Origin of the sequence: Streptococcus oralis, from assembly GCF_021497885.1 — a bacterium.
Taxonomy (GTDB): Bacteria; Bacillota; Bacilli; order Lactobacillales; family Streptococcaceae; genus Streptococcus; species Streptococcus oralis_BQ.
Genome location: NZ_CP046523.1, coordinates 93,389 through 113,324 on the forward strand (window position 1 = coordinate 93,389; position 19,936 = coordinate 113,324).

At 36.3% G+C, this 19,936-nt stretch carries 13 protein-coding genes and 2 pseudogenes; 6 read left to right on the forward strand and 9 right to left on the reverse strand.

Going from position 1 to position 19,936, the window contains the following annotated elements; all coding sequences use genetic code 11:
• Positions 1-42: 42 nt before the first annotated feature.
• The 6 genes and pseudogenes from GOM48_RS00495 to GOM48_RS00520 all read right to left on the reverse strand — a co-directional run bounded on the left by GOM48_RS00495 (position 43) and on the right by GOM48_RS00520 (position 10,385).
• Positions 43-561, reverse strand: a complete 519-nt coding sequence (locus GOM48_RS00495) for an HXXEE domain-containing protein (RefSeq protein ID WP_084917372.1) — start codon at positions 559-561, stop codon at positions 43-45.
• 409 nt (positions 562-970) lie between these two features.
• Positions 971-1,624 (reverse strand): hypothetical protein, encoded by a 654-nt coding sequence (locus GOM48_RS00500; protein WP_235097707.1) that lies wholly within the window; start codon positions 1,622-1,624, stop codon positions 971-973.
• A 2-nt stretch (positions 1,625-1,626) separates the two neighbouring features.
• Positions 1,627-2,637 (reverse strand): hypothetical protein, encoded by a 1,011-nt coding sequence (locus GOM48_RS00505; protein ID WP_235097709.1) that lies wholly within the window; start codon positions 2,635-2,637, stop codon positions 1,627-1,629.
• 182 nt (positions 2,638-2,819) lie between these two features.
• Positions 2,820-3,245: pseudogene (locus GOM48_RS00510) on the reverse strand (5-methylcytosine restriction system specificity protein McrC); the annotation flags it as partial.
• 244 nt (positions 3,246-3,489) lie between these two features.
• On the reverse strand, positions 3,490-6,933 hold the full coding sequence (locus GOM48_RS00515) for a helicase-related protein (protein WP_235097711.1): 3,444 nt from the start codon (positions 6,931-6,933) through the stop codon (positions 3,490-3,492).
• On the reverse strand, positions 6,930-10,385 hold the full coding sequence (locus tag GOM48_RS00520; protein WP_235097712.1) for an Eco57I restriction-modification methylase domain-containing protein: 3,456 nt from the start codon (positions 10,383-10,385) through the stop codon (positions 6,930-6,932). Before GOM48_RS00520 ends, GOM48_RS00515 begins: the two co-directional genes overlap by 4 nt.
• Before the next feature lie 130 nt (positions 10,386-10,515).
• Here GOM48_RS00520 and GOM48_RS00525 point away from each other — a divergent pair.
• Positions 10,516-11,865, forward strand: a pseudogene (locus GOM48_RS00525) (IS3 family transposase).
• A gap of 69 nt (positions 11,866-11,934) precedes the next feature.
• On the opposite strand, the gene rpmG reads toward GOM48_RS00525, so the two are convergent.
• Complete coding sequence (gene rpmG / locus GOM48_RS00530) at positions 11,935-12,084, reverse strand: 50S ribosomal protein L33 (RefSeq protein WP_001265622.1); 150 nt, start codon at positions 12,082-12,084, stop codon at positions 11,935-11,937.
• A gap of 15 nt (positions 12,085-12,099) precedes the next feature.
• Positions 12,100-12,282: a 50S ribosomal protein L32 gene (rpmF, locus tag GOM48_RS00535; protein WP_000290417.1), complete on the reverse strand. Its 183-nt coding sequence runs from the start codon at positions 12,280-12,282 to the stop codon at positions 12,100-12,102.
• A gap of 220 nt (positions 12,283-12,502) precedes the next feature.
• Between rpmF and ilvD the strand changes: the two genes are divergently transcribed.
• Complete coding sequence (gene ilvD / locus GOM48_RS00540; RefSeq protein WP_061428478.1) at positions 12,503-14,206, forward strand: dihydroxy-acid dehydratase; 1,704 nt, start codon at positions 12,503-12,505, stop codon at positions 14,204-14,206.
• A gap of 165 nt (positions 14,207-14,371) precedes the next feature.
• On the opposite strand, the gene GOM48_RS00545 is transcribed toward ilvD, so the two are convergent.
• Complete coding sequence (locus GOM48_RS00545; RefSeq protein WP_235097714.1) at positions 14,372-14,713, reverse strand: metal-sulfur cluster assembly factor; 342 nt, start codon at positions 14,711-14,713, stop codon at positions 14,372-14,374.
• A gap of 123 nt (positions 14,714-14,836) precedes the next feature.
• Between GOM48_RS00545 and GOM48_RS00550 the strand changes: the two genes are divergently transcribed.
• From GOM48_RS00550 to hisS, 4 genes are all read left to right on the forward strand, one after another.
• Positions 14,837-15,688 (forward strand): helix-turn-helix domain-containing protein, encoded by an 852-nt coding sequence (locus tag GOM48_RS00550; protein ID WP_235097715.1) that lies wholly within the window; start codon positions 14,837-14,839, stop codon positions 15,686-15,688.
• Between the two features lie 33 nt (positions 15,689-15,721).
• Positions 15,722-16,993 (forward strand): MFS transporter, encoded by a 1,272-nt coding sequence (locus tag GOM48_RS00555; RefSeq protein ID WP_235097717.1) that lies wholly within the window; start codon positions 15,722-15,724, stop codon positions 16,991-16,993.
• Between the two features lie 219 nt (positions 16,994-17,212).
• A complete protein-coding gene (locus GOM48_RS00560) occupies positions 17,213-18,460 on the forward strand; it encodes a transporter (protein ID WP_235097719.1) in 1,248 nt (415 codons plus the stop codon).
• A 77-nt stretch (positions 18,461-18,537) separates the two neighbouring features.
• Complete coding sequence (hisS, locus tag GOM48_RS00565) at positions 18,538-19,818, forward strand: histidine--tRNA ligase (RefSeq protein WP_235097721.1); 1,281 nt, start codon at positions 18,538-18,540, stop codon at positions 19,816-19,818.
• Positions 19,819-19,936 lie beyond the last annotated feature (118 nt).

The window sequence follows — 19,936 nt, forward strand, 5'->3', positions numbered from 1 at the left end:
ATAAAAAAATTCCCTGCATATTGAAATTGCAAGGAACTTTTGTTAATGGTAATGGGCAAGCCAGGCGGAATACTTTCTCCCAAGCCAGAGAGCAAAGAGGAGATTGATGACGACAATGCCTGAACCGACCAGTGAAAATAGGAAAAATTCGCTAGTCGAAACCTGCCACAAATGTACGATGTCTGTAATCAAATAAGCACTGACAGGAAAACAGAGGACAGAAGTAATCAGAGCAGGAATATACTTGCGAAGAAGGATTGATTGTCCGATATGGAGCAAGAGATGAAGCGCAAAGGCTACAAATCCCCCTAACCAAACCAATTCGAGCGCTCTAGATTGAGTAACATATGCTAAGAAAGTGATGGATAAGACAAGGATGAATTCCTCAAAAACAGCGAGGGCAAATCCCTCTGTTGTAATTCCTTTGTGGATCTTGAGAATAGTTGGAGCCTTTTGGGCCAGCAAGGTTTCGTTGAAATGAATCCAAGGGACAAGACCGATAATTTCTTCCATATCGTGAAAGATAAAAAGTGGAGGAAACATCAAAAGATAAAACGCCATAAATCTCTCCTGAAAAGCTAAAGACTGCCAGCCAATAAAGCAAAAAACGCCCAGTAAGGCGTTTTAAGTTAGGTATGCTTATTTAATCTGTAAAAATAAAATAATACGCCTATAAAACTTATTATACCAGACTTTAAGACCATTTCTAAGAAAAAGGTAGTGAAAAAGGTAGAGATTGGAATATTATTAAAAATTTCAGTTAAATATAGTACGATATCGTTTTACCTATTACACACAGCTTCATCTTATTTCTTAGAAATCAGTTTAATACAAGATATTTCAAGATAAGTGAAAATCACTCCATAATTTATGAAAATCTAATTAATATTGATCAATAGAAGTGATTCCCTTTATTATTTTTCACACAATATCTCTAAAATAAATTCAAGCGAAATTATCTTAATCTTTTTTAATCTAGTTTTTCAATACCGAAATGTACTACACGTTTAAATTTCCCAACACTAATATTTAACGTATTCACCGTACTTCCTATTGTTTTTGAACTAACAGATTCTTTCTTTTTAGAATACTCCTCGCTGATACTTTTTGAAGTCATATAGACTTTATTTGAAACTCGATTCATATTATTAATTACTAAATTAACGGTTGATATAATAGCTAATAATACTTGAGAAAGATATATTACTCTCAAAACTTCTAATGTTGTATTAGATATTTTTACAATAAGCATTAATCTCATTATTGAAAAAAATAATGCTACAAGCCACATCAACGACGGAAATAAATAATTTGTTAAATATTTATAGTAGGTTATTCCATTGTTTCTTAAATAAAATTTTGCAAAGTCATCAAGAGTATACACCTCCCTACCAAAGGTATACATTGATAGTACTAAGGCTAATGACGAGATAGCAAGAAAAATATACTGATTTGTCTGATAGATTTTTAAATCAACATCAATCACATGAATAGGCATACAAAACTTAATAGCAGTTATAATGCACAAAAAAATACCATAAGCTATCCAAAGTTCTTTTGGAAGTATATCATTTTTCGATAACCAAATAATTTTTAACGGATTTCTTTCTGGCTTTTGTAACATATTTAATACCTCTTAGTTTGTAATACAGAGTTTTCTTCATCAATAATATAACATCCATTTTTATTGACAGATCTTAAATAGCCCTGTTGTGCTTTTAAAATTAAGAACTTCCAAATTTTTCTCCATGTTACTCTATTATTTTTATCATCTGAAAACATCAATGTCATACGGCTTTCTTTAGTTTTAAAAAATTCATTAGGATCTACCATCAAATCTTCCAACTCATCTGCAGTACCGTTTGGATAAGTTGTCACAATTTCAATACTCCTGGTATTCTGCTGATCAATATTTAATACAATTTCTTCATATATGGGATTTATAGTAACTTTCCCAATCTCACCTAATTCGCCTGAACTATTGATTTTACGTTCAATTATACGATGTAAGGTAAGTGCCTCCTGTTGACTTCGAGCTCGGATACTTAATCTCTCTGACTGAAATTTATATACTACTTGCACAGCTTCTATAGGATTATTTTTATACTCTTCTAAAAACAAAGAAATCCTTTTGACTTTCCGAATATGATCTATACCTGTTCCAACTTTTGACATTATTACAAAATCGTATTTTGCTTCTAATATTCTATCAATTGTAGAACTGCTGTATTCCTTTTGAGACTGTTTCAACTCCTCAAAGATTTCTAATAATTTTTTTCGTAATTCAATTGCTTCCTGATGTTTATCCAAATATTCTTGACTATAATGAATTCCGTTTTTATTAGAATATTCTCTACTAATCCTAACATACTCCTTTGTTAACTCAGAAGTCAATTCTATTAAACGTTCATATTCCTCAGATTCTAAAATATCCTGATAGTTTCTAACAATCTGAAAGCCCATCCGATCGCTTCCTAATTGAATATTAGAGTCTGTCTGACTAAATATATCGTTACCAAATGAAAATGAAATAACATTAGGTAACAACTCATTTTTTAAAGTGTCAATTCTGCTTCCAGAATATTTTTCCAGCACATGAGGCTGAACATTTAATTTAAATAGATAGTCTTTTTCCATTATTCACCTTTCTTGATTAGTTTATAATCATTTGCTACATTGAGGCATCTAGTTAGATTTTTTCATTTGTTCAAATAATTTTTAAACGTCGAAATTGCTTATTCATCCACCACATAATAAATGAATAATTCAATCTTTTAAAAATTTGATAAAGATCTTTGTTCTCAAAATAACTGTAGATACTATATTTTTAACTGCTCTTCAAATTGAGATAATACAATCAAATCTAACTGCTTTTCTATTTCTTTAAACGGTAAATTCAAGTCCAATGTACGAACACTAATCTGATTTCAATGAAACTGATAAAGACTGTCGGGCTGAATTTGTTCATTAGTTTTTGCATACAATAGCATACCTGATACTAGACATTTATTATCTCCAAATTGATATTGACGGTTTTTTACATATGTAAAAATCTGATAAAGATTATTAGAATGAATAGTGTACTTATCGAAACGTACTTGTGTAGTACTTGAATAGTATTTAGCATCAATGATCAAGATGTTATTCTCTTTTTGAAGTTGAATATCAGTCTGCATAATTGGTAACATGTCACTAATACCTTCATCTAAAGCCCAAGGTATCTGGGAAGCATTCGGCTTTAACTGTGTAAGTTACTTTTTGTAATATTGCCATTATGTGAAAATATAAAATAAAAACAAGTAGAACTACTGTTCTTCGAATTTTGAACAATGAAAAACTTTATCCAAATTTGGATAGGGAGGAGGTGTATTGAAGGAGCAAAACCTAAAAATCGTAACTCTAGATTTCTCAATGTTAATTTTCCGAAAAATAAGTATTTTTCGGAAAATTAGTTATTAATACTAGAATTTTTCGTATCACTGTGCAGAACTATTCAACTACTATATTCCCAAACAAGATTTCAATTTCTGTTTTGTCAACACTTGCTTGACGATTAGACGACCTAACAACTTTTGAACCTATGGATGAATCTAAATTAGCAAAATCGAATATTTCAGCATAATCTTCGAATTCATGCCAGAATCGATTTACATCGGCATCAATCTCTTTAACATACTGATACAATTCACTCTCTTCATCAATCATGCGAATATAATAGGCAATCTTTCTAACATCTGTAGGTTTCAAACCAGCCTCTTCTATACGACTCAAAATGAGTGAAACAATTCCCTTATCTTTAACACTTTGGCTGATTTTCACTGCTGCACTTTCAGAAACTTTATTTTGCAAACTTTTATAGTTGGTCTCTGCTGTCTCAATTGCACAATTATATGTATCTACTAAAGATTGCTTATGACTATTGAGCTGTTCTTGAGCTTTCTCTATAAGAAACTGTGCTTTTTCCTGTGGTAAATCTGCTGTTGAAACAATTGTTTTTGAACTAGCTAACCTTAGATGTCTTTCTGCATTTATAATTTCTTCATTTTCTAGATTATTAAGATCAAAAATTCTATCAGATTTTGCTATTGGCGCTCCATTTACATCATTGAAGAACACTCTACCTACTAATATACTATGATCATTACTATTCCCTGAGAAGCTATATGTCTTGAAAACTGGATTATTTATCCGTGTTATCTTTGATATTTTCAGATCATAAAGTCTCTTATTTGCTTCTTTAAACTCTGACGAGTGTTTCTCAGATCTTAGCCCACTTTTGAATATTGTTTTTTCTACAGTTTCGTCCAACATATCCCTAATTGCTTCACCTTTTTTGCTCTTTACATCCTCAAGATAAGATGTATACTCAGGTAAAACCATGTCATCAAATTCTGTATCAGAGAGCACCCCAGCCATTTTTTTTCCAAGTCGTTCAGACATCTTGAGTTCCACATCAATAGCTTCGTATACTGGGAATGTGTATATATAAATTTCATTAACCTCAGTGTCTTGTCGCGGTCTATCAATGCGACCAATTCTCTGTTCTAATATCATCGGATTATATGGCAAGTCTAAATTCATAAGAACAATCGCATCTTGCAAGTTTTGGCCAGTGGAAATCGTATCTGTACCCACCAAAAGATTAATTTCTTGGACAGTACCGAAAATATCCTGACGATTTTTTGATAACGGAGAGAATCTATCTAGAATTTCCTTCTTCGTTTCTGGGTATCTTCCCACACGATTTTCATCATCATTTCCTGTTATCAATCCCATATTGTCATCGGATAGTTCAGCATCATTCAGCAATTTATCATAGTAATATCTTGCTGTATCAGAAAACTGTGAAATTAAGATAACTTTCCGACCACGTGAGAGCTCCAGAACAATCTTCTGTTTGACTTTATCAAATTTCTCATCGATAAATTCATAAGATGACCGTAATTCATTAATCAGGTTATTTAAAATCTCATCATCACTGATAGCGTCTGACTTCATTTTAGTGATCGTTACTTTCGCAAGTTTTGGTTTAATGTCGTCAATCTGTTTACTTATTTTTTCATAGTAGCGACGTTTTTTTATACTTGAATCAAATTGGTATTGAGAAAGAAGTGAAGCATCACTAAAATCATCAAAATCAATATCAGTCGTCAAGAGTCCAACATTTTTTGATAAATATTCATCTAAACCATATTTCCTTGATAAAAACATCTTGAATTCACTTGTTGGATTTGATGAATTTTCTACTATATCTAGCTGTTTAAGTAAAGTTGTGTTTTTATCTCTAATACCTTCCAGTGACTTCAAATATGATTGCCAACTTGAATCTGCTCGTTTTAGTAGCATTAATTTCAGGCGGTCACCACTCATATCATTTCTCTCTGGATTAATATATCGTATTGCATCCATATACGGGAAATTTAAATTTGAGATACGTTCAAAATTATCCGTAAAGATTTTGTTTTTTCTTGGTTCGTATGGTATTTCGACAGTTGGAAATTTACGATTGGCAAAATTGACGTTCTGACCACCATAAGTCTTACGGGTCCTTTGTAAGAATAAATCTTCCCAAAATTCGCTAAAGGCTACATCATCCGTAACAAGTTTATTAATAACTCGTTGATTGTTTCCAAATAGAAAATATTGTTGATAGCGTCTATTAGCTGGAATACTATCTATATCTAAGAAGAGGCTTCCTAAATTCAAAACATCTTTTCGGCTGTTATTCCAAGGAGTTGCCGTAAGCATAAGTCCTTTCATCTTTTTCCCAAGGTTTTGAGAATGTTTATCTACTAATTGTAAGTTTCTATAGGCTCTAGTTCCTCTATTCTTAAATCCTAAATGAGCCTCATCAACGATAATCAAATCAAAGAATTCAGCAATTTTTTCAAGATCTTTACCGGTTGATAAAGCTAACTTTTCTCTTGAGATATATTGAAAGTGTGAGTCTGAAATACCTAAGATTGCAAGTTCCTCTGTCCACTGAACCTTTAGCTTATTGTCAGCAATAATCAAGGTCTTTAAGTCTGGTTGCCTTTCTAGACTCAGCTTGACAATGCCAGCTGTTGTCCTTGTTTTCCCAAGTCCAACACCATCTGATAATACAGCAGTACTAAATGTATTCAGTTTATCCCAAATATCGATAATCCCTGTTTTTTGGTGAGGATAGAGAAATTCTGACCATTCAGTTTCCTCGTTAAACTCAGCATAAGGCTTACCAAATATCTGGGCAAAATCATAGTAGGTCTCCCATGTTGATTTATAGGGTTTACCTTTTTGCCAATTTGGAAATTTGCTTTTTACTATTTCTATCAATTCACTTGCGAAATTATCCACCTCATCCGACTCCCAAAGTTCTGAGAACCAATCATTCAAGGCAAAATAATTATCCTGTCCTAAGACATTTAATTCTGTATTTCCTATCAAACCATTTTTTGAAAAGTTTGAAGAACCTACAATAGCTTTCCCTTGGCTACTTTCAAAACTTCTTGAGAATAGGTATGATTTAGCATGGAAATAATTGGCGTCTCCTATGTAGACTTTAATCTCAATGCGCCCTTCACTAATCCATTGTCTCACTTGCTTTAAGAAATCTTCTTCGCTTAGAATACCATCCAAGTCTGCGCTCATTAGCTGCGGAAGCTCGGCTCTGTACTCTTGGCTTGTTTTCACATCCAGAACACTTACCGTTTCATGGTTAGTTTGATTTCCCATAATAATTTGTACACGACCATTTCGTTCATTCATAAATTGAAGAAATTCATCTTTAATCAGAATGAGGCCCGAAATGTAAAAATAGCCTACTCCAAGTCTCAAGGTCTGCGTGCCTGAATCTGAGATGAGATATTTGAACGTGTCAGTCATCGAGAGGTGTCTGTTATCAATTACCTTGCGTTGAAAAATTTCTGTTTCTAAATCCTTATTTTCTGTCATCTATTTATCCTATCGTAAACGGCGATAATCCGTTGTGTTTCTTCTTCTACAAATGCTTTATGATTAGCTGTCTCAAAAGTCTTCATCAAATCGATTATATCTTCTCGAGTTAGCTCAAAAGCAAGCATGACTCTGGCATTTAACTCTGCAATTAAGTCATCATGCGATAGTCCTTTGAAACCATCTCCTGTCACCAGGTTTTCTAGCTCTTCATATAGTGGTCCATTTTTAAGCAATAACTGCTTCACGATTTGTATAATCTCCTCCGAACATGAAACATCTGAAATAGTTGGGATTGGTAACTGTTTGAGGTATGTTTGATTAATATTAGTGTTAACCAATTTTTTTAATACAAAATCTAGTACATACGAATTTAACAATCCTAATGTAAATAGCTTTTCCTGAATTTTTGTTGTATCAACATCTTTTTCCATCAATAAATTATTTGCTGCTGTCGTATAACGAGGTAATAAAGTTGCTATTAACGAACGTTGATTAGTAGCACTAGCTATGGCTCGAATTCCAATCCTATAATTTTCATAATCAGCTCCCGTTTTTCGGAGGATATCTGATTCAGAAACACCTTCTGTCGGGACATCAACCAGCTTAAATTGATTCATCAATTTACCTTCATAGAGTGGGTAGTCAGCTTCTTCGATTGGCAAAAACAAAGCTGAATCATTAGTTTTATCAAAATCTCTTCTGAGTTTAATTACTTCAGTCTCTCTCAAAGGTGGGAATTTCAATTTAATTTTTTGATAGAGATTAAATTCCTTAATACTACGTGGCTCAAAGAGTGAATATTTTTCAGGTTCTGCTTCCTTAACCAGAGAAAATGGATAGTCCATTTTTTCATTCTCTTGATTGAGTGCATCAAGGTTGAGTTTGTAGAAGAAAGCTTTAAATTCCTCTCTTTGTGATGGAGATTTCTTGATAGTGGTTACAGCAAATTTGTAACTTCTATGGATAGTTTGAAAAATGCCTAACCTATTTTCAAAAGATAAGAATTCTTCCAAATCATAATTATCAAAAATCAAGTGGCGCAAACCCGTTGCTCCGAGATCAGTCATCAAATTATCAGGGACGATAAGTGAAAGGTGCTGGTCTGGTTTAAGCAATTGTAAAAAGCGTTCTACAGAAATTTTGTAAAGATTAATGTCACTGCCTGTTTTCTTTCCTTCAACAGTCCAAGATTGATTACTAAAATTATCCGTGTGGCGGAAATAAATGGAACCTTGCTCGATCCTATTAAGCTCCTCTTCCCATTTATCCTTAATACGTGGCATAGTTTCAAATAATTCACCCTGGCGTTTAGTTTTCTTTTTCGTACTTGATAAGGACAAGTATGTATCATCATATTGGGAGAAGAATTCGTCTGAATTTGGTTTCCATATTTCCCATGGTGGGTTGCCAATAACAACATCAAATCCCGAGTTTTCAATGAATTCACCATTTTCATCAAAAAAGATTTCGGGTAAATTAACTTCAATAGCTTCAATATGCAAGAAAGTACTTTCTGCTCTTAGTTTTTCAGGAAGATATTTCAACAGTTTAGATTGTAGTTCGGCCCTCTTTATTTCGTATTTTTCAGATCCTTCTACTTTAAGTTTCCGTAATTCCTTCAACTCTGGTCTGTAGTTAGCATATATTTCTTTTCGTCTAAAATAGGGAACTGTATTAATTAATGAGTTTTGATGGATTAAATTTCTTCCAATTAAAGATGGGAGTTTCATTTCCTTTGGACGATGTTCAATTGAGGACAAGGTCAAAGTTAAACTTGAAATGATAATTGCCTTATAATCGATATCTACACCGTATATCATATGTTCAAGAATATACTTTTCCCACTGATAAATGGCCTCGTCATCCTCTCTGAAATAAGGAAACTGCTCTTCAATTTCTTGTGGTAAATTAAGTGTTGACATCAGAGGTTGTTTTCTCGTTAGTAGCTGAAAAGCTCCACGTAGAAAAGATCCTCCTCCCGAAGACAAGTCCGCAATTTTCATATCAAGCAAGTATTCAACACTTGTTTGAATATCAGAAAGTTCACCAGATTTTATTGCCTCTTTTAATCCTAAAAATCGTTTTTCAAACTCAACTTCAACAGTTTGCTTTACCATATAGTTTACAAATCGTTCATCAGTATAGTATGCACCCTTATTTTTTTGCTCAACACTATCCTCTCCATAGAATACGACAGGAGTATTATTGTCTTCAATCCTGATTTGAACGTTTTGACTCATTGAGTTTTCATATTGTTTCTCAATTGCATTTGGGGGTAAATCCTCATAACGGAAGGAATACTCCTGGGCGCTTGTATCTAGCCATAGTTTTGTCCAGAAGTCAGTGTAATCTTGCGCTAAAAGAATTTCTAAACGATCTGCAACTTGACCAACACTGCCTGCAAACAAGTCACCATCGTAAACTGTTCTAAATTGCTCAGTAGCCTTTCGGCTAATTTCACTAATCTGTTCCTTGCTATTTTCTTCTAAACTTAAACTTGATGTCTCACGCTGCTCATCGTCATCAAAAATATCAAATAAACTAATTTCGTTTTGATTTTTAATTGGAGTCTTTTTACGGTTTAGTTTTTTAAATGTATCTTCATCTCCAATACGGATAGTTGCCTCTGCTTCTGCAATTTTTTTCAAAGCATCATCAAGAGTACCGTTTCCAACTCCTAGTGCTATATCATTGACATTAAAGGCATCAGAACCGTAATAACCTTCTAAAAACCTCCTCATCAATTGTCTAAGGATAATCGTGTCAACTACATTTGACAGAACTGCTGTGTAGGTATCATCTTCAACCAAGTTGATTAAATCACCTTGTTCCAGGTAAAACTGGGCTTTAAAACCAACCAACTCCTTCAACTCTTGTTTTAAAGGACTTGCAGTTATTAGTTCCGAAAGTTTTTTTCGGTAATACGAGACAACCATTAGAAAGTGACTAGAAAGCTGCTGAGTGAATACACCGTCGGGAATTCTTATATCTTCTCCAAAACCAAAATTATCCTCTTCAATCTGAATATTTTCGTTTTTCAACAAGTTAAAATTTGAGAAATAGAATGACTTTTCAGCTGTTTCTAAATTAATGTCAAGTCGGACATCTCTATTCCCACTATGGGTTGGGAAAATAACTATCCGATTTTCTCCGATAAATCCAACTAATTGAGTATCAAAATCAACTGTATAGCTATCTCTTAATTTTTCAACCTGTTTGTATAGACGTCTAACTTCGATTGTTTTCGAAGAGGAATTCAAATCTTCTTGAAACTTGATAGCCATCACACCTTTAGATTTATCCTCTAGTTTATCAGTAAAGAGAATCTTCCACTCACCCGAGTTTTCTATTGGATTCTCACCTAGACTGTATCCTAAATAAGTTGCCACAAGTTCAAATGATTGTATATCATTTTTTAAATTTTCTATTAGCTCTTTTAATGACTGCATAGAACCTACATCCTCTAAATTTTACTTCTATTATACCGTATTTTAAGACTAAAAAATACGAAAAACGCTAATATTTGAACTGTACCCCAAAAGTTAGACAGAAAAATCTAACTTTTGGGGTGTTTTTTAAATGAAATTAACATATGAGGACAAAGTTCAAATCTATGAACTTAGAAAACAAGGATATAGCTTAGAGAAGCTTTCAAATAAATTTGGGATAAACAATTCTAATCTTAGGTACATGATTAAATTGATTGATCGTTACGGAATAGAGTTCGTCAAAAAGAGAAGAATCGTCACTATTTCCCTGAATTAAAACAAGAAATGATTGAGAAAGTCTTGCTGGAAGGTTGTTCGCAAAGAAGTGTTAGTCTTGATTATGCCCTCCCCAACCAAGGAATGATTTCAAATTGGCTGGCGCAATACAAGAAAAACGGGTATACTATTGTTGAGAAAACAAGAGGGAGACCAGCTAAAATGGGACGTAAACGAAAGAAAACTTGGGAAGAATGACTGAACTTGAGCGACTTCAAGAGGAGAATGAACATTTACGTACCGAGGTGGCCTACCTAAAAAAGTTAAAAGAGTTAGATGAAAGGGACGAAGCCCTAGAGCGAGAAAGGCAGAAACAGTTAGAGAAATGGCTTCAGGAGGATTTCGACTAGATTTACTTCTTGAAACAGCTCGTTTAGCTCGCTCAACTTACTACTATCAGTTGAAGGAACTAGATGGGCTTGACAAAGATAAAGAGCTTAAAACCGAAATTCAGACTATTTATAATGACCATAAAGGCAACTATGGCTATCGGAGAGTTACTCTTTAACTAAGGAATCGTGGTTATTCGGTCAATCATAAAAGAGTTCAACGGTTGATGACGATCCTTGGTTTAACGGCTCGAATTCGTCGGAAACGGAAGTATTCTTCCTACCAAGGAGAGATTGGCAAGAAAGCAGAGAATCTCATTCAACGCCAGTTTGAAGGGTCGAAACCGATGGAAAAGTGCTACACGGATGTGACAGAGTTTGCCATTCCAGCAAGCAGCCAAAAGCTCTATTTATCGCCTGTTTTAGATGGTTTTAACAGTGAAATTATTGCTTATCATCTTTCTACTTCGCCCAATTTAGAACAAGTGAAAGCTATGCTGGAGCAGGCCTTTACAGAGACACACTATGAGAAGACCATTCTCCATAGTGACCAAGGCTGGCAATATCAACACGATTCTTATCATCGGTTCCTAGAGAGTAAAGGAATTCAGCCATCCATGTCACGCAAGGGCAACAGCCCAGACAACGGTATGATGGAGCCCTTCTTTGGTATTTTGAAATCCGAAATGTTTTATGGTTATGAGAGGAACTTTAGGTCTTTAGAAGACCTTGAACAAGCTATTGTAGACTATATTGATTACTACAACAATAAACGAATTAAGATCAAACTAAAAGGACTTAGCTCTGTGCAATACAGAACTAAATCCCTTCAATAATTATTTGTCTAACTTTTGGGGTCAGTACAAAATCAGCGTCTTTCTTATGTATTGATTCGTATTGAATGCTTACTTAACTTCGGTGAACACAACGTGTTTGCGAAGTTTTGGTGAGTATTTCTTCAATTGAAGACGGTCTGGAGTGTTACGTTTGTTTTTAGAAGTAAGGTACAAGCGTTCACCAGATTCTTTGTGTTCAAGTGTGATATTTACGCGCATGGTATCTCCCTTCTATTATTCAGCTGATGCAGCTTTAGCGATCTTACGTCCTTTGTAGTATCCTTTAAGTGATACGCGGTGAGAACGTGAGTAATCTCCAGTAGTTTCGTCAAAGTTTACAGATGGAGCTGTTACTTTGTAGTGTGTACGACGTTTGTTTTTCTTCGCTTTTGAAGTGCGACGTGCAGGTACTGCCATTTTGATTTCTCCTTTAGGTATTTAAATTCGATTCAATCTAGTGATTTTCATCAACCATACTAGGATAACACATTTTTTTTGTAAAGTAAAGTTACTTGACAAAAAAAGATGAAAAAATTAGGAGCTAGTAATCGAAATTTTCTGAAAATTCAAGAATTTTCTTCTGTTCATTGCCTTTAAAATGTGCTATAATAGTAAAAACTGAAACGGGAGGGAACAAATGACTGAATTAGATAAACGTCACCGCAGTAGCATTTATGACAGCATGGTTAAATCACCAAACCGTGCCATGCTTCGTGCCACTGGTATGACAGATAAGGACTTTGAAACACCGATTGTGGGAGTGATTTCGACTTGGGCGGAAAATACACCATGTAACATTCACTTGCATGATTTTGGGAAATTGGCGAAAGAAGGTGTCAAATCTGCAGGTGCTTGGCCTGTGCAGTTTGGAACTATTACTGTAGCGGACGGAATTGCCATGGGAACGCCTGGTATGCGCTTCTCTTTGACATCTCGTGATATCATCGCGGACTCCATCGAGGCGGCTATGGGTGGTCACAACGTGGATGCCTTTGTTGCTATCGGTGGCTGTGATAAGAACATGCCTGGTTCTATGATTGCCATTGCTAATATGGATATTCCAGCTATTTTCGCTTATGGTGGAACCATTGCACCCGGAAATCTTGATGGCAAAGACATTGACTTGGTTTCGGTGTTTGAAGGAATCGGAAAATGGAACCACGGTGATATGACAGCTGAGGACGTGAAGCGTCTCGAATGTAATGCCTGCCCGGGCCCTGGTGGCTGTGGTGGTATGTATACAGCTAATACCATGGCGACTGCTATTGAAGTTCTAGGTATGAGTTTGCCAGGATCTTCATCTCACCCAGCTGAATCAGCTGACAAGAAAGAAGATATCGAAGCAGCAGGACGTGCTGTTGTCAAGATGCTGGAGCTTGGTCTCAAACCATCAGATATCTTGACTCGTGAAGCCTTTGAAGATGCCATCACTGTAACTATGGCTCTCGGTGGTTCTACAAATGCCACTCTTCACTTGCTTGCCATTGCCCATGCTGCCAATGTTGACTTGTCACTTGAAGACTTCAATACGATCCAAGAACGTGTGCCTCACTTGGCCGACTTGAAACCATCTGGTCAGTATGTCTTCCAAGACCTCTACGAAGTTGGGGGTGTGCCAGCGGTTATGAAGTACTTGCTGGCAAATGGTTTCCTTCATGGCGACCGTATCACATGTACTGGTAAGACAGTCGCTGAAAACTTGGCTGACTTTGCAGACCTTACACCAGGCCAAAAAGTCATTATGCCACTTGAAAATCCAAAACGTGCAGACGGTCCGCTTATCATCTTGAACGGGAACCTTGCCCCTGACGGTGCGGTTGCTAAAGTATCAGGTGTTAAAGTGCGTCGTCACGTTGGTCCAGCTAAGGTCTTTGACTCAGAAGAAGATGCTATCCAGGCTGTTCTGACAGATGAAATCGTTGATGGCGATGTAGTCGTTGTTCGTTTCGTGGGACCTAAGGGTGGTCCTGGTATGCCTGAGATGCTGTCGCTTTCATCCATGATCGTTGGTAAAGGTCAAGGAGACAAGGTTGCTCTCTTGACGGATGGCCGTTTCTCTGGTGGTACTTATGGTCTGGTTGTTGGACATATCGCTCCTGAAGCTCAGGATGGTGGACCGATTGCCTACCTTCGTACAGGTGACATCGTTACGGTTGACCAAGATACCAAAGAAATTTCCATGGAAGTATCCGAAGAAGAACTTGAAAAACGCAAGGCAGAAACAACCTTGCCACCACTTTACAGCCGTGGTGTCCTTGGTAAATATGCTCACATCGTATCATCCGCTTCTCGTGGAGCCGTGACAGACTTCTGGAATATGGACAAGTCAGGTAAAAAATAAACTTATACTCTTCGAAAATCTCTTCAAACCACGTCAACGTCGCCTTGCCGTACTCAAGTACAGCCTGCGGCTAGTTTCCTAGTTTGCTCTTTGATTTTCATTGAGTATCAAAAAGCAAGCCAACTTCGGCTTGCTTCTTTTTATCTTCAAAAGTAATTTGCCTGTTTAACGAGGTGGCAGTCCAAGGGCTATACGCCCATAACGACTGATTCGTGTGATCTTCCAGGCAGGAGACCATGTAACTTCAACCTTGACATCTTCGATACCCTCGATTTGTTTCAGACCTGCGACGATTTCGATAGGCAAGCTTTCGGCACAATCGCAGGCAGTATCAGTGAAAGTCATGACAACCTTACAGAGACCCGTTTCGTCCAGATTGATTTCATAAATCAACCCTAGATTGTAAACATCCAATTCCACATCTGTATCAAAAACCTTCTCTAGTTTTTCGATAATTTGGTCTTGTAAGGCCAAAGCGCGGTCATTGATTTTGATATCGTCTCTCATTACAGTCCCTCCACGTGATAAATATCCTCTATTTTCTCATAATTCTGACAATTTGGCAAGTTTTTGATGAATTTTCTGAAAAATATGATAAAATGAAGAAAATACTGAATCAAGGGGGAGCCTATGGAGCGGATTGGAAAAGTCTTTAGACAATTACGAGAGTCAAGAAATATCTCGCTGAGACAAGCAACTGGGGGACAATTTTCGCCGTCCATGTTGTCCCGATTTGAAACAGGTCAGAGTGAGCTTTCGGTAGAAAAGTTTCTATTTGCCCTAGAAAATATATCTGCCAGTGTAGAGGAAATCCTCTTTCTGGCGAGAGGTTTTCAGTATGATACAGATTCTGAGTTGAGAAAAGAAATCATAGCTGTCTTGGATCCAAAGAATATAGCACCTCTTGAAGACTTGTATCGCAAGGAGTATCAAAAGCATGCCCATTCTCAAAACAAACAGAAACATATTCTAAATGCCATTATTATCAAGTCTTATATGAAGAGCATGGATGAAACGGTAGAGTTAACAGCAGAGGAAGGGAAAGTCCTTCATGATTACCTGTTTTCTACTGAGATTTGGGGGATGTATGAACTCAATTTATTCTCGGTTAGTTCTCCTCTCTTATCTATTCCTCTTTTTACTAGATATGTACGAGAAATGGTCCGAAAATCTGATTTTCTAATGGAAATGAAGGGAAATCGGAACCTATTTCACACCATGCTACTGAATGGTTTTTTAGCCAGCATTGAGTGTGAAGAATTTACCAATGCCTATTATTTTAAACGTGTTATCGAAGAGCATTTCTACAAGGAAAACGAGACCTATTTCCGAATTGTCTATTTGTGGGCAGAAGGTCTCCTTGATAGCAAGCAAGGTAGAGTTAAGGAGGGTCAGAAAAAGATGGAAGATGCTGTCCATATTTTTGAGATGCTTGGCTGTAACAAATCTGCCGAATACTATAGAAAAACGACCGATTGTTGAATATCTGCAAATTAAGAAGAGGGGAGAATGTAAATGAAAAATATAATTAGTGACCGTATCTCAAATAAGCAAATTATAAAAGATTTTATTAGCAATTTCATTGGCTCTTTGAGCGGGAAATCTTTCAATTTTGCTTTAGGTTTGATGCTACTGGATCAAACAAAATCTGCAATGAGTTTTGGGATTAATATGATTATTTATCCTTTAGTCAGTCTGATTTTCTTAGTTCCCATTGGTAATCTAGTAGATAGATACCCACACAAGAAAATTTTGATATATAATTTCATCTTTAGAATTTTTACCTTTCTTTTGTTCTATGCTTTTTATTTTCTTATGGATTCTTCGAGTATCTTATACCTAGTAATTCCGTTTGTAATACTTCACTCTATTACAGTAAATATAAGTGATACTTGTTATTCAGCCTCAATTCATGAATTAGTAAATGATAAAAAAATTCAAAGATTAAGTTCTGTTACACAGACTGCCATTGCAATTGCAACCATGCTTTCTCCAGCTATTGGAGTCATTTTTTATGGTTGGTTAGGTTTTGCAGGTTTTATTCTAATTGAAATCTTTGCAAACCTCCTCTCTTTAGGAGTTCTACTTAGTATGAAATTTTACTATGAATATAACGAGCAAGAGAACAAGGCCACGAATTGTGAAAATCCTCTGCATGGAATCAAAGAAATCATTCAATTTCTTAAAGAAAATCAAATTGTAAAATACATTATTCTTGTAAGTGTTATCCTCAATTTTTTCTACACATCTATCAGTATTGGGGTGCCCTTTGTATTAAAAGAGCAACTTCTGTTAGATAACTCGACAGTAGGGATGCTTGAAACTATGGCCGCAGTAGGAATGCTTTTAGCTAGTATTTCAATGTCACTATTGCCAGATAAGAAAGAAAACAACATCTTACTCGAGAGTAAGATAACCATGCCACTTGTTCTCTTAACTATGGCTATTATTGGTTTAGGCATCACATTTGCATCAACTAACTCTCAAATTATTATTTCTTTTCTTGGTAGTATATTTATGGGAATCATAGCGTTTACTCTTGTTGTTTTAAATATCATTGTGATGACTTACCTTCAAAGTACCATCGAAACAAAATTTTTAGGCAGAGTAATGAGTACTTTATTTACACTAAATACATCTATCATGCCGATAGGTACCATAGTATTCACTTATCTTTTTCAAAAAGAAGTGAATGGAGGGTTGATATTCATATTTGGGGGAGTAACCCTCCTAATATATATAACTATAATGTTACCTAAAATTTTTAGAATACTAAGATTAGAGTAATCTATATTTAGATAAGATTCATTTTTTATTACTAAAGAAGTATGATTTAAAATTTGAAGCGATAGAACTCTTGATCTCTCTCAGGTCATCAAAGAAGTTCTATCGTTTTTTGCTCATTTTATTTGTTGCATATATTCAAAAGTTCTTCCTCTAAAATTTTTAAGTGCTATACTAAAGTCATACTTCATATAGAAGTTCGAACAAGAAGGGAGATTACCTATGAAGCTATTGTTTAGAAATCAAGCTTATCGACTCTTGACTTTGTCACGATTCTTCAATGCTTTTGGTGCTTCGATTTTCAACCTGGTATTTATCGTCTATGCATCGACCTTACGACAAGCATCTTTTGCTGTTGCTATGGCGAATATTGTCATGATTCTTCCGACTCTCTTTACAGTTTTTGTAGGGATTCGTGCAGATTACACGAGGGACAAGGTCAAATGGATGACCTATAGCGGTTTGTTTCAGGCGGTTCTATTTTTTCTAGCAGCCCTAATTGTTCAGCAAGCGAGTCTCTTTGCCTTTTCTAGCCTGTGTTTAATCAATGTCATTAGTGATGTCATCAGTGATTTTGCAGGTGGTTTGCGCATGCCTCTCATTAAGGAAAAAGTAGCTGAAGATGATCTGATGGAGGCTTACTCTTTTTCCCAGTTTATCACCTATATTTCAGCTATTGGTGGTCAAGCTTTCGGAGTCTGGCTCTTAGGTCTATCGGTCAACAATTTTTCTCTCGTTGCGGGAATCAATGCTTGTTTTTTCCTCGTATCAGCCTCTATTCTCTTTTTAGGAAGAAGCAAATTAAACCTGTCAATTTCATCTCCTGATGGTGAAATCCTAAAGAATGAGAAGCTTTCTATCAAAGACCAGTTCCTAACGATTTATCGAAATTTACGCCTCGTTTTTCTTAAAAGTGGACAGAAAAACTTTGGTTTTATGCTCTTTGCTGTCTTGCTTATTAATGCCTTGGGTGGCGCTTTAGGAAGCATTTATAACATCTTCTTTTTGAGCCATTCTCTCTTGAATTTTTCTTACACAGAGGCACTATTTATCAATCAATTCTGTGTTTTAGTAGCAGTCATCATCAGTAGCCTTACGGGCAATGATTATTTTGGGAAGCAGTCCTTGCCTAGATTGATGATGTGGGCGACCTTGGGACTCAGTCTAGTTGGTCTGGCTAACTTATTCAATCAAGTCGTGCTTGGTTTGCTATTTCTCTTTTTAACTCTGTATGTGTCTGGCAAAGTTTCACCAAAGATTAGTGCCATGCTCATGAAAAATCTAGCTCCAGAGGTTCTAGCTCGTACCAGTAATTTTTTGGGTTTATTGTTTACCTTATCCATACCTGTGGGAACAGCTAGTTTTTCACTTGTAGCCGTATGGAATATACAGTTGACTTGGATGCTATTTGTTGGTCTTTCTTTGCTAGCTATTTTTTTGACAATTCTTAATCTCAAAAATGATATTTGAATCCTAATTTTTTCTCACTGTTTTAATCCCTCTATTTATGGTAAAATAGGACTATTAAGTTATAAAGAGGATTTTCTATGAAATTACAAAAACCAAAAGGAACGCAGGATATTTTACCTGCTGAGTCTGCCAAGTGGCAGTACGTTGAGGGCTTTGCCCGTGAAGTTTTCAAGCGCTATAACTATGCAGAAGTGCGCACGCCTATTTTTGAACACTACGAAGTCATCAGTCGTTCCGTTGGAGACACAACGGATATCGTAACCAAGGAAATGTACGATTTCTATGACAAGGGTGACCGACACATCACTCTCCGTCCAGAAGGAACAGCGCCCGTTGTCCGTTCCTATGTAGAGAATAAACTCTTCGCCCCAGAAGTGCAAAAGCCAAGTAAGTTCTACTACATGGGTCCAATGTTCCGCTATGAGCGTCCGCAAGCAGGACGTTTGCGCCAGTTTCACCAGATTGGTGTTGAGTGCTTTGGTTCTAGCAATCCAGCTACCGATGTGGAAACCATCGCTATGGCAGCCCATTTCTTGAAAGAGATTGGCATTAAAGATGTGAAACTGCACCTCAACACTCTTGGCAATCCTGAGAGCCGTGCGGCCTATCGTCAAGCCTTGATCGACTATTTGACACCGCTTAAGGAGACTTTGTCTAAGGATAGCCAACGTCGTTTGGAGGAAAATCCTCTCCGTGTCTTGGACTCTAAGGAAAAAGAAGATAAGCTAGCAGTAGAGAATGCGCCGTCTATCTTGGACTTCCTTGATGAAGAAAGCCAAGCCCACTTTGATGCTGTGCGTCAGATGTTGGAAACTCTCGGAGTAGACTACATTATCGATACCAATATGGTGCGTGGTTTGGACTATTACAACCACACGATTTTTGAATTTGTCACAGAGATTGAGGGCAATGACTTGACTGTCTGTGCGGGTGGTCGCTACGATGGCTTGGTTGCCTACTTTGGAGGCCCAGAAACTGCTGGATTTGGTTTTGGACTTGGTGTAGAGCGCCTGCTTCTCATCCTTGAAAAGCAAGGGGTGGCTCTCCCTATCGAAAATGCTCTAGATGTTTATATCGCAGTCTTGGGTGAAGGAGCAAATGTCAAGGCTTTGGAGTTGGTACAAGCCCTTCGCCAACAAGGTTTCAAAGCAGAGCGTGATTACCTCAACCGTAAACTCAAAGCTCAGTTCAAGTCAGCCGATGTCTTTGCGGCTAAGACTCTCATTACTCTAGGTGAAAGTGAAGTCGAAAGCGGACAAGTCAAGGTCAAGAACAACCAAACTCGAGAAGAAGTGGAAGTTACGCTTGATGCTATCAGCCAAAACTTTTCAGAAGTATTTGAAAAACTAGGATTTTAATGATAGATAAACCGGTCAGGATCTTATTCCTGACCTTTTTCTTTTACAAAATGACAAAAATCATAAACTTTTTGACAAATATAATTGTCAAAAAGAAAAAGATGTGTTACAATGAAAT

Bases quoted from the DNA above. Each gene is read 5' to 3' on its own strand.
- GOM48_RS00555 (WP_235097717.1), top strand. From the start codon at position 15,722: ATGAAAAATATAATTAGTGACCGTATCTCAAATAAGCAAATTATAAAA.
- GOM48_RS00545 (WP_235097714.1), bottom strand. From the start codon at position 14,713: ATGAGAGACGATATCAAAATCAATGACCGCGCTTTGGCCTTACAAGAC.
- GOM48_RS00495 (WP_084917372.1), bottom strand. From the start codon at position 561: ATGGCGTTTTATCTTTTGATGTTTCCTCCACTTTTTATCTTTCACGAT.
- GOM48_RS00560 (WP_235097719.1), top strand. From the start codon at position 17,213: ATGAAGCTATTGTTTAGAAATCAAGCTTATCGACTCTTGACTTTGTCA.
- ilvD (WP_061428478.1), top strand. From the start codon at position 12,503: ATGACTGAATTAGATAAACGTCACCGCAGTAGCATTTATGACAGCATG.
- rpmF (WP_000290417.1), bottom strand. From the start codon at position 12,282: ATGGCAGTACCTGCACGTCGCACTTCAAAAGCGAAGAAAAACAAACGT.
- rpmG (WP_001265622.1), bottom strand. From the start codon at position 12,084: ATGCGCGTAAATATCACACTTGAACACAAAGAATCTGGTGAACGCTTG.
- GOM48_RS00550 (WP_235097715.1), top strand. From the start codon at position 14,837: ATGGAGCGGATTGGAAAAGTCTTTAGACAATTACGAGAGTCAAGAAAT.
- GOM48_RS00505 (WP_235097709.1), bottom strand. From the start codon at position 2,637: ATGGAAAAAGACTATCTATTTAAATTAAATGTTCAGCCTCATGTGCTG.
- GOM48_RS00515 (WP_235097711.1), bottom strand. From the start codon at position 6,933: ATGACAGAAAATAAGGATTTAGAAACAGAAATTTTTCAACGCAAGGTA.
- hisS (WP_235097721.1), top strand. From the start codon at position 18,538: ATGAAATTACAAAAACCAAAAGGAACGCAGGATATTTTACCTGCTGAG.
- GOM48_RS00520 (WP_235097712.1), bottom strand. From the start codon at position 10,385: ATGCAGTCATTAAAAGAGCTAATAGAAAATTTAAAAAATGATATACAA.
- GOM48_RS00500 (WP_235097707.1), bottom strand. From the start codon at position 1,624: ATGTTACAAAAGCCAGAAAGAAATCCGTTAAAAATTATTTGGTTATCG.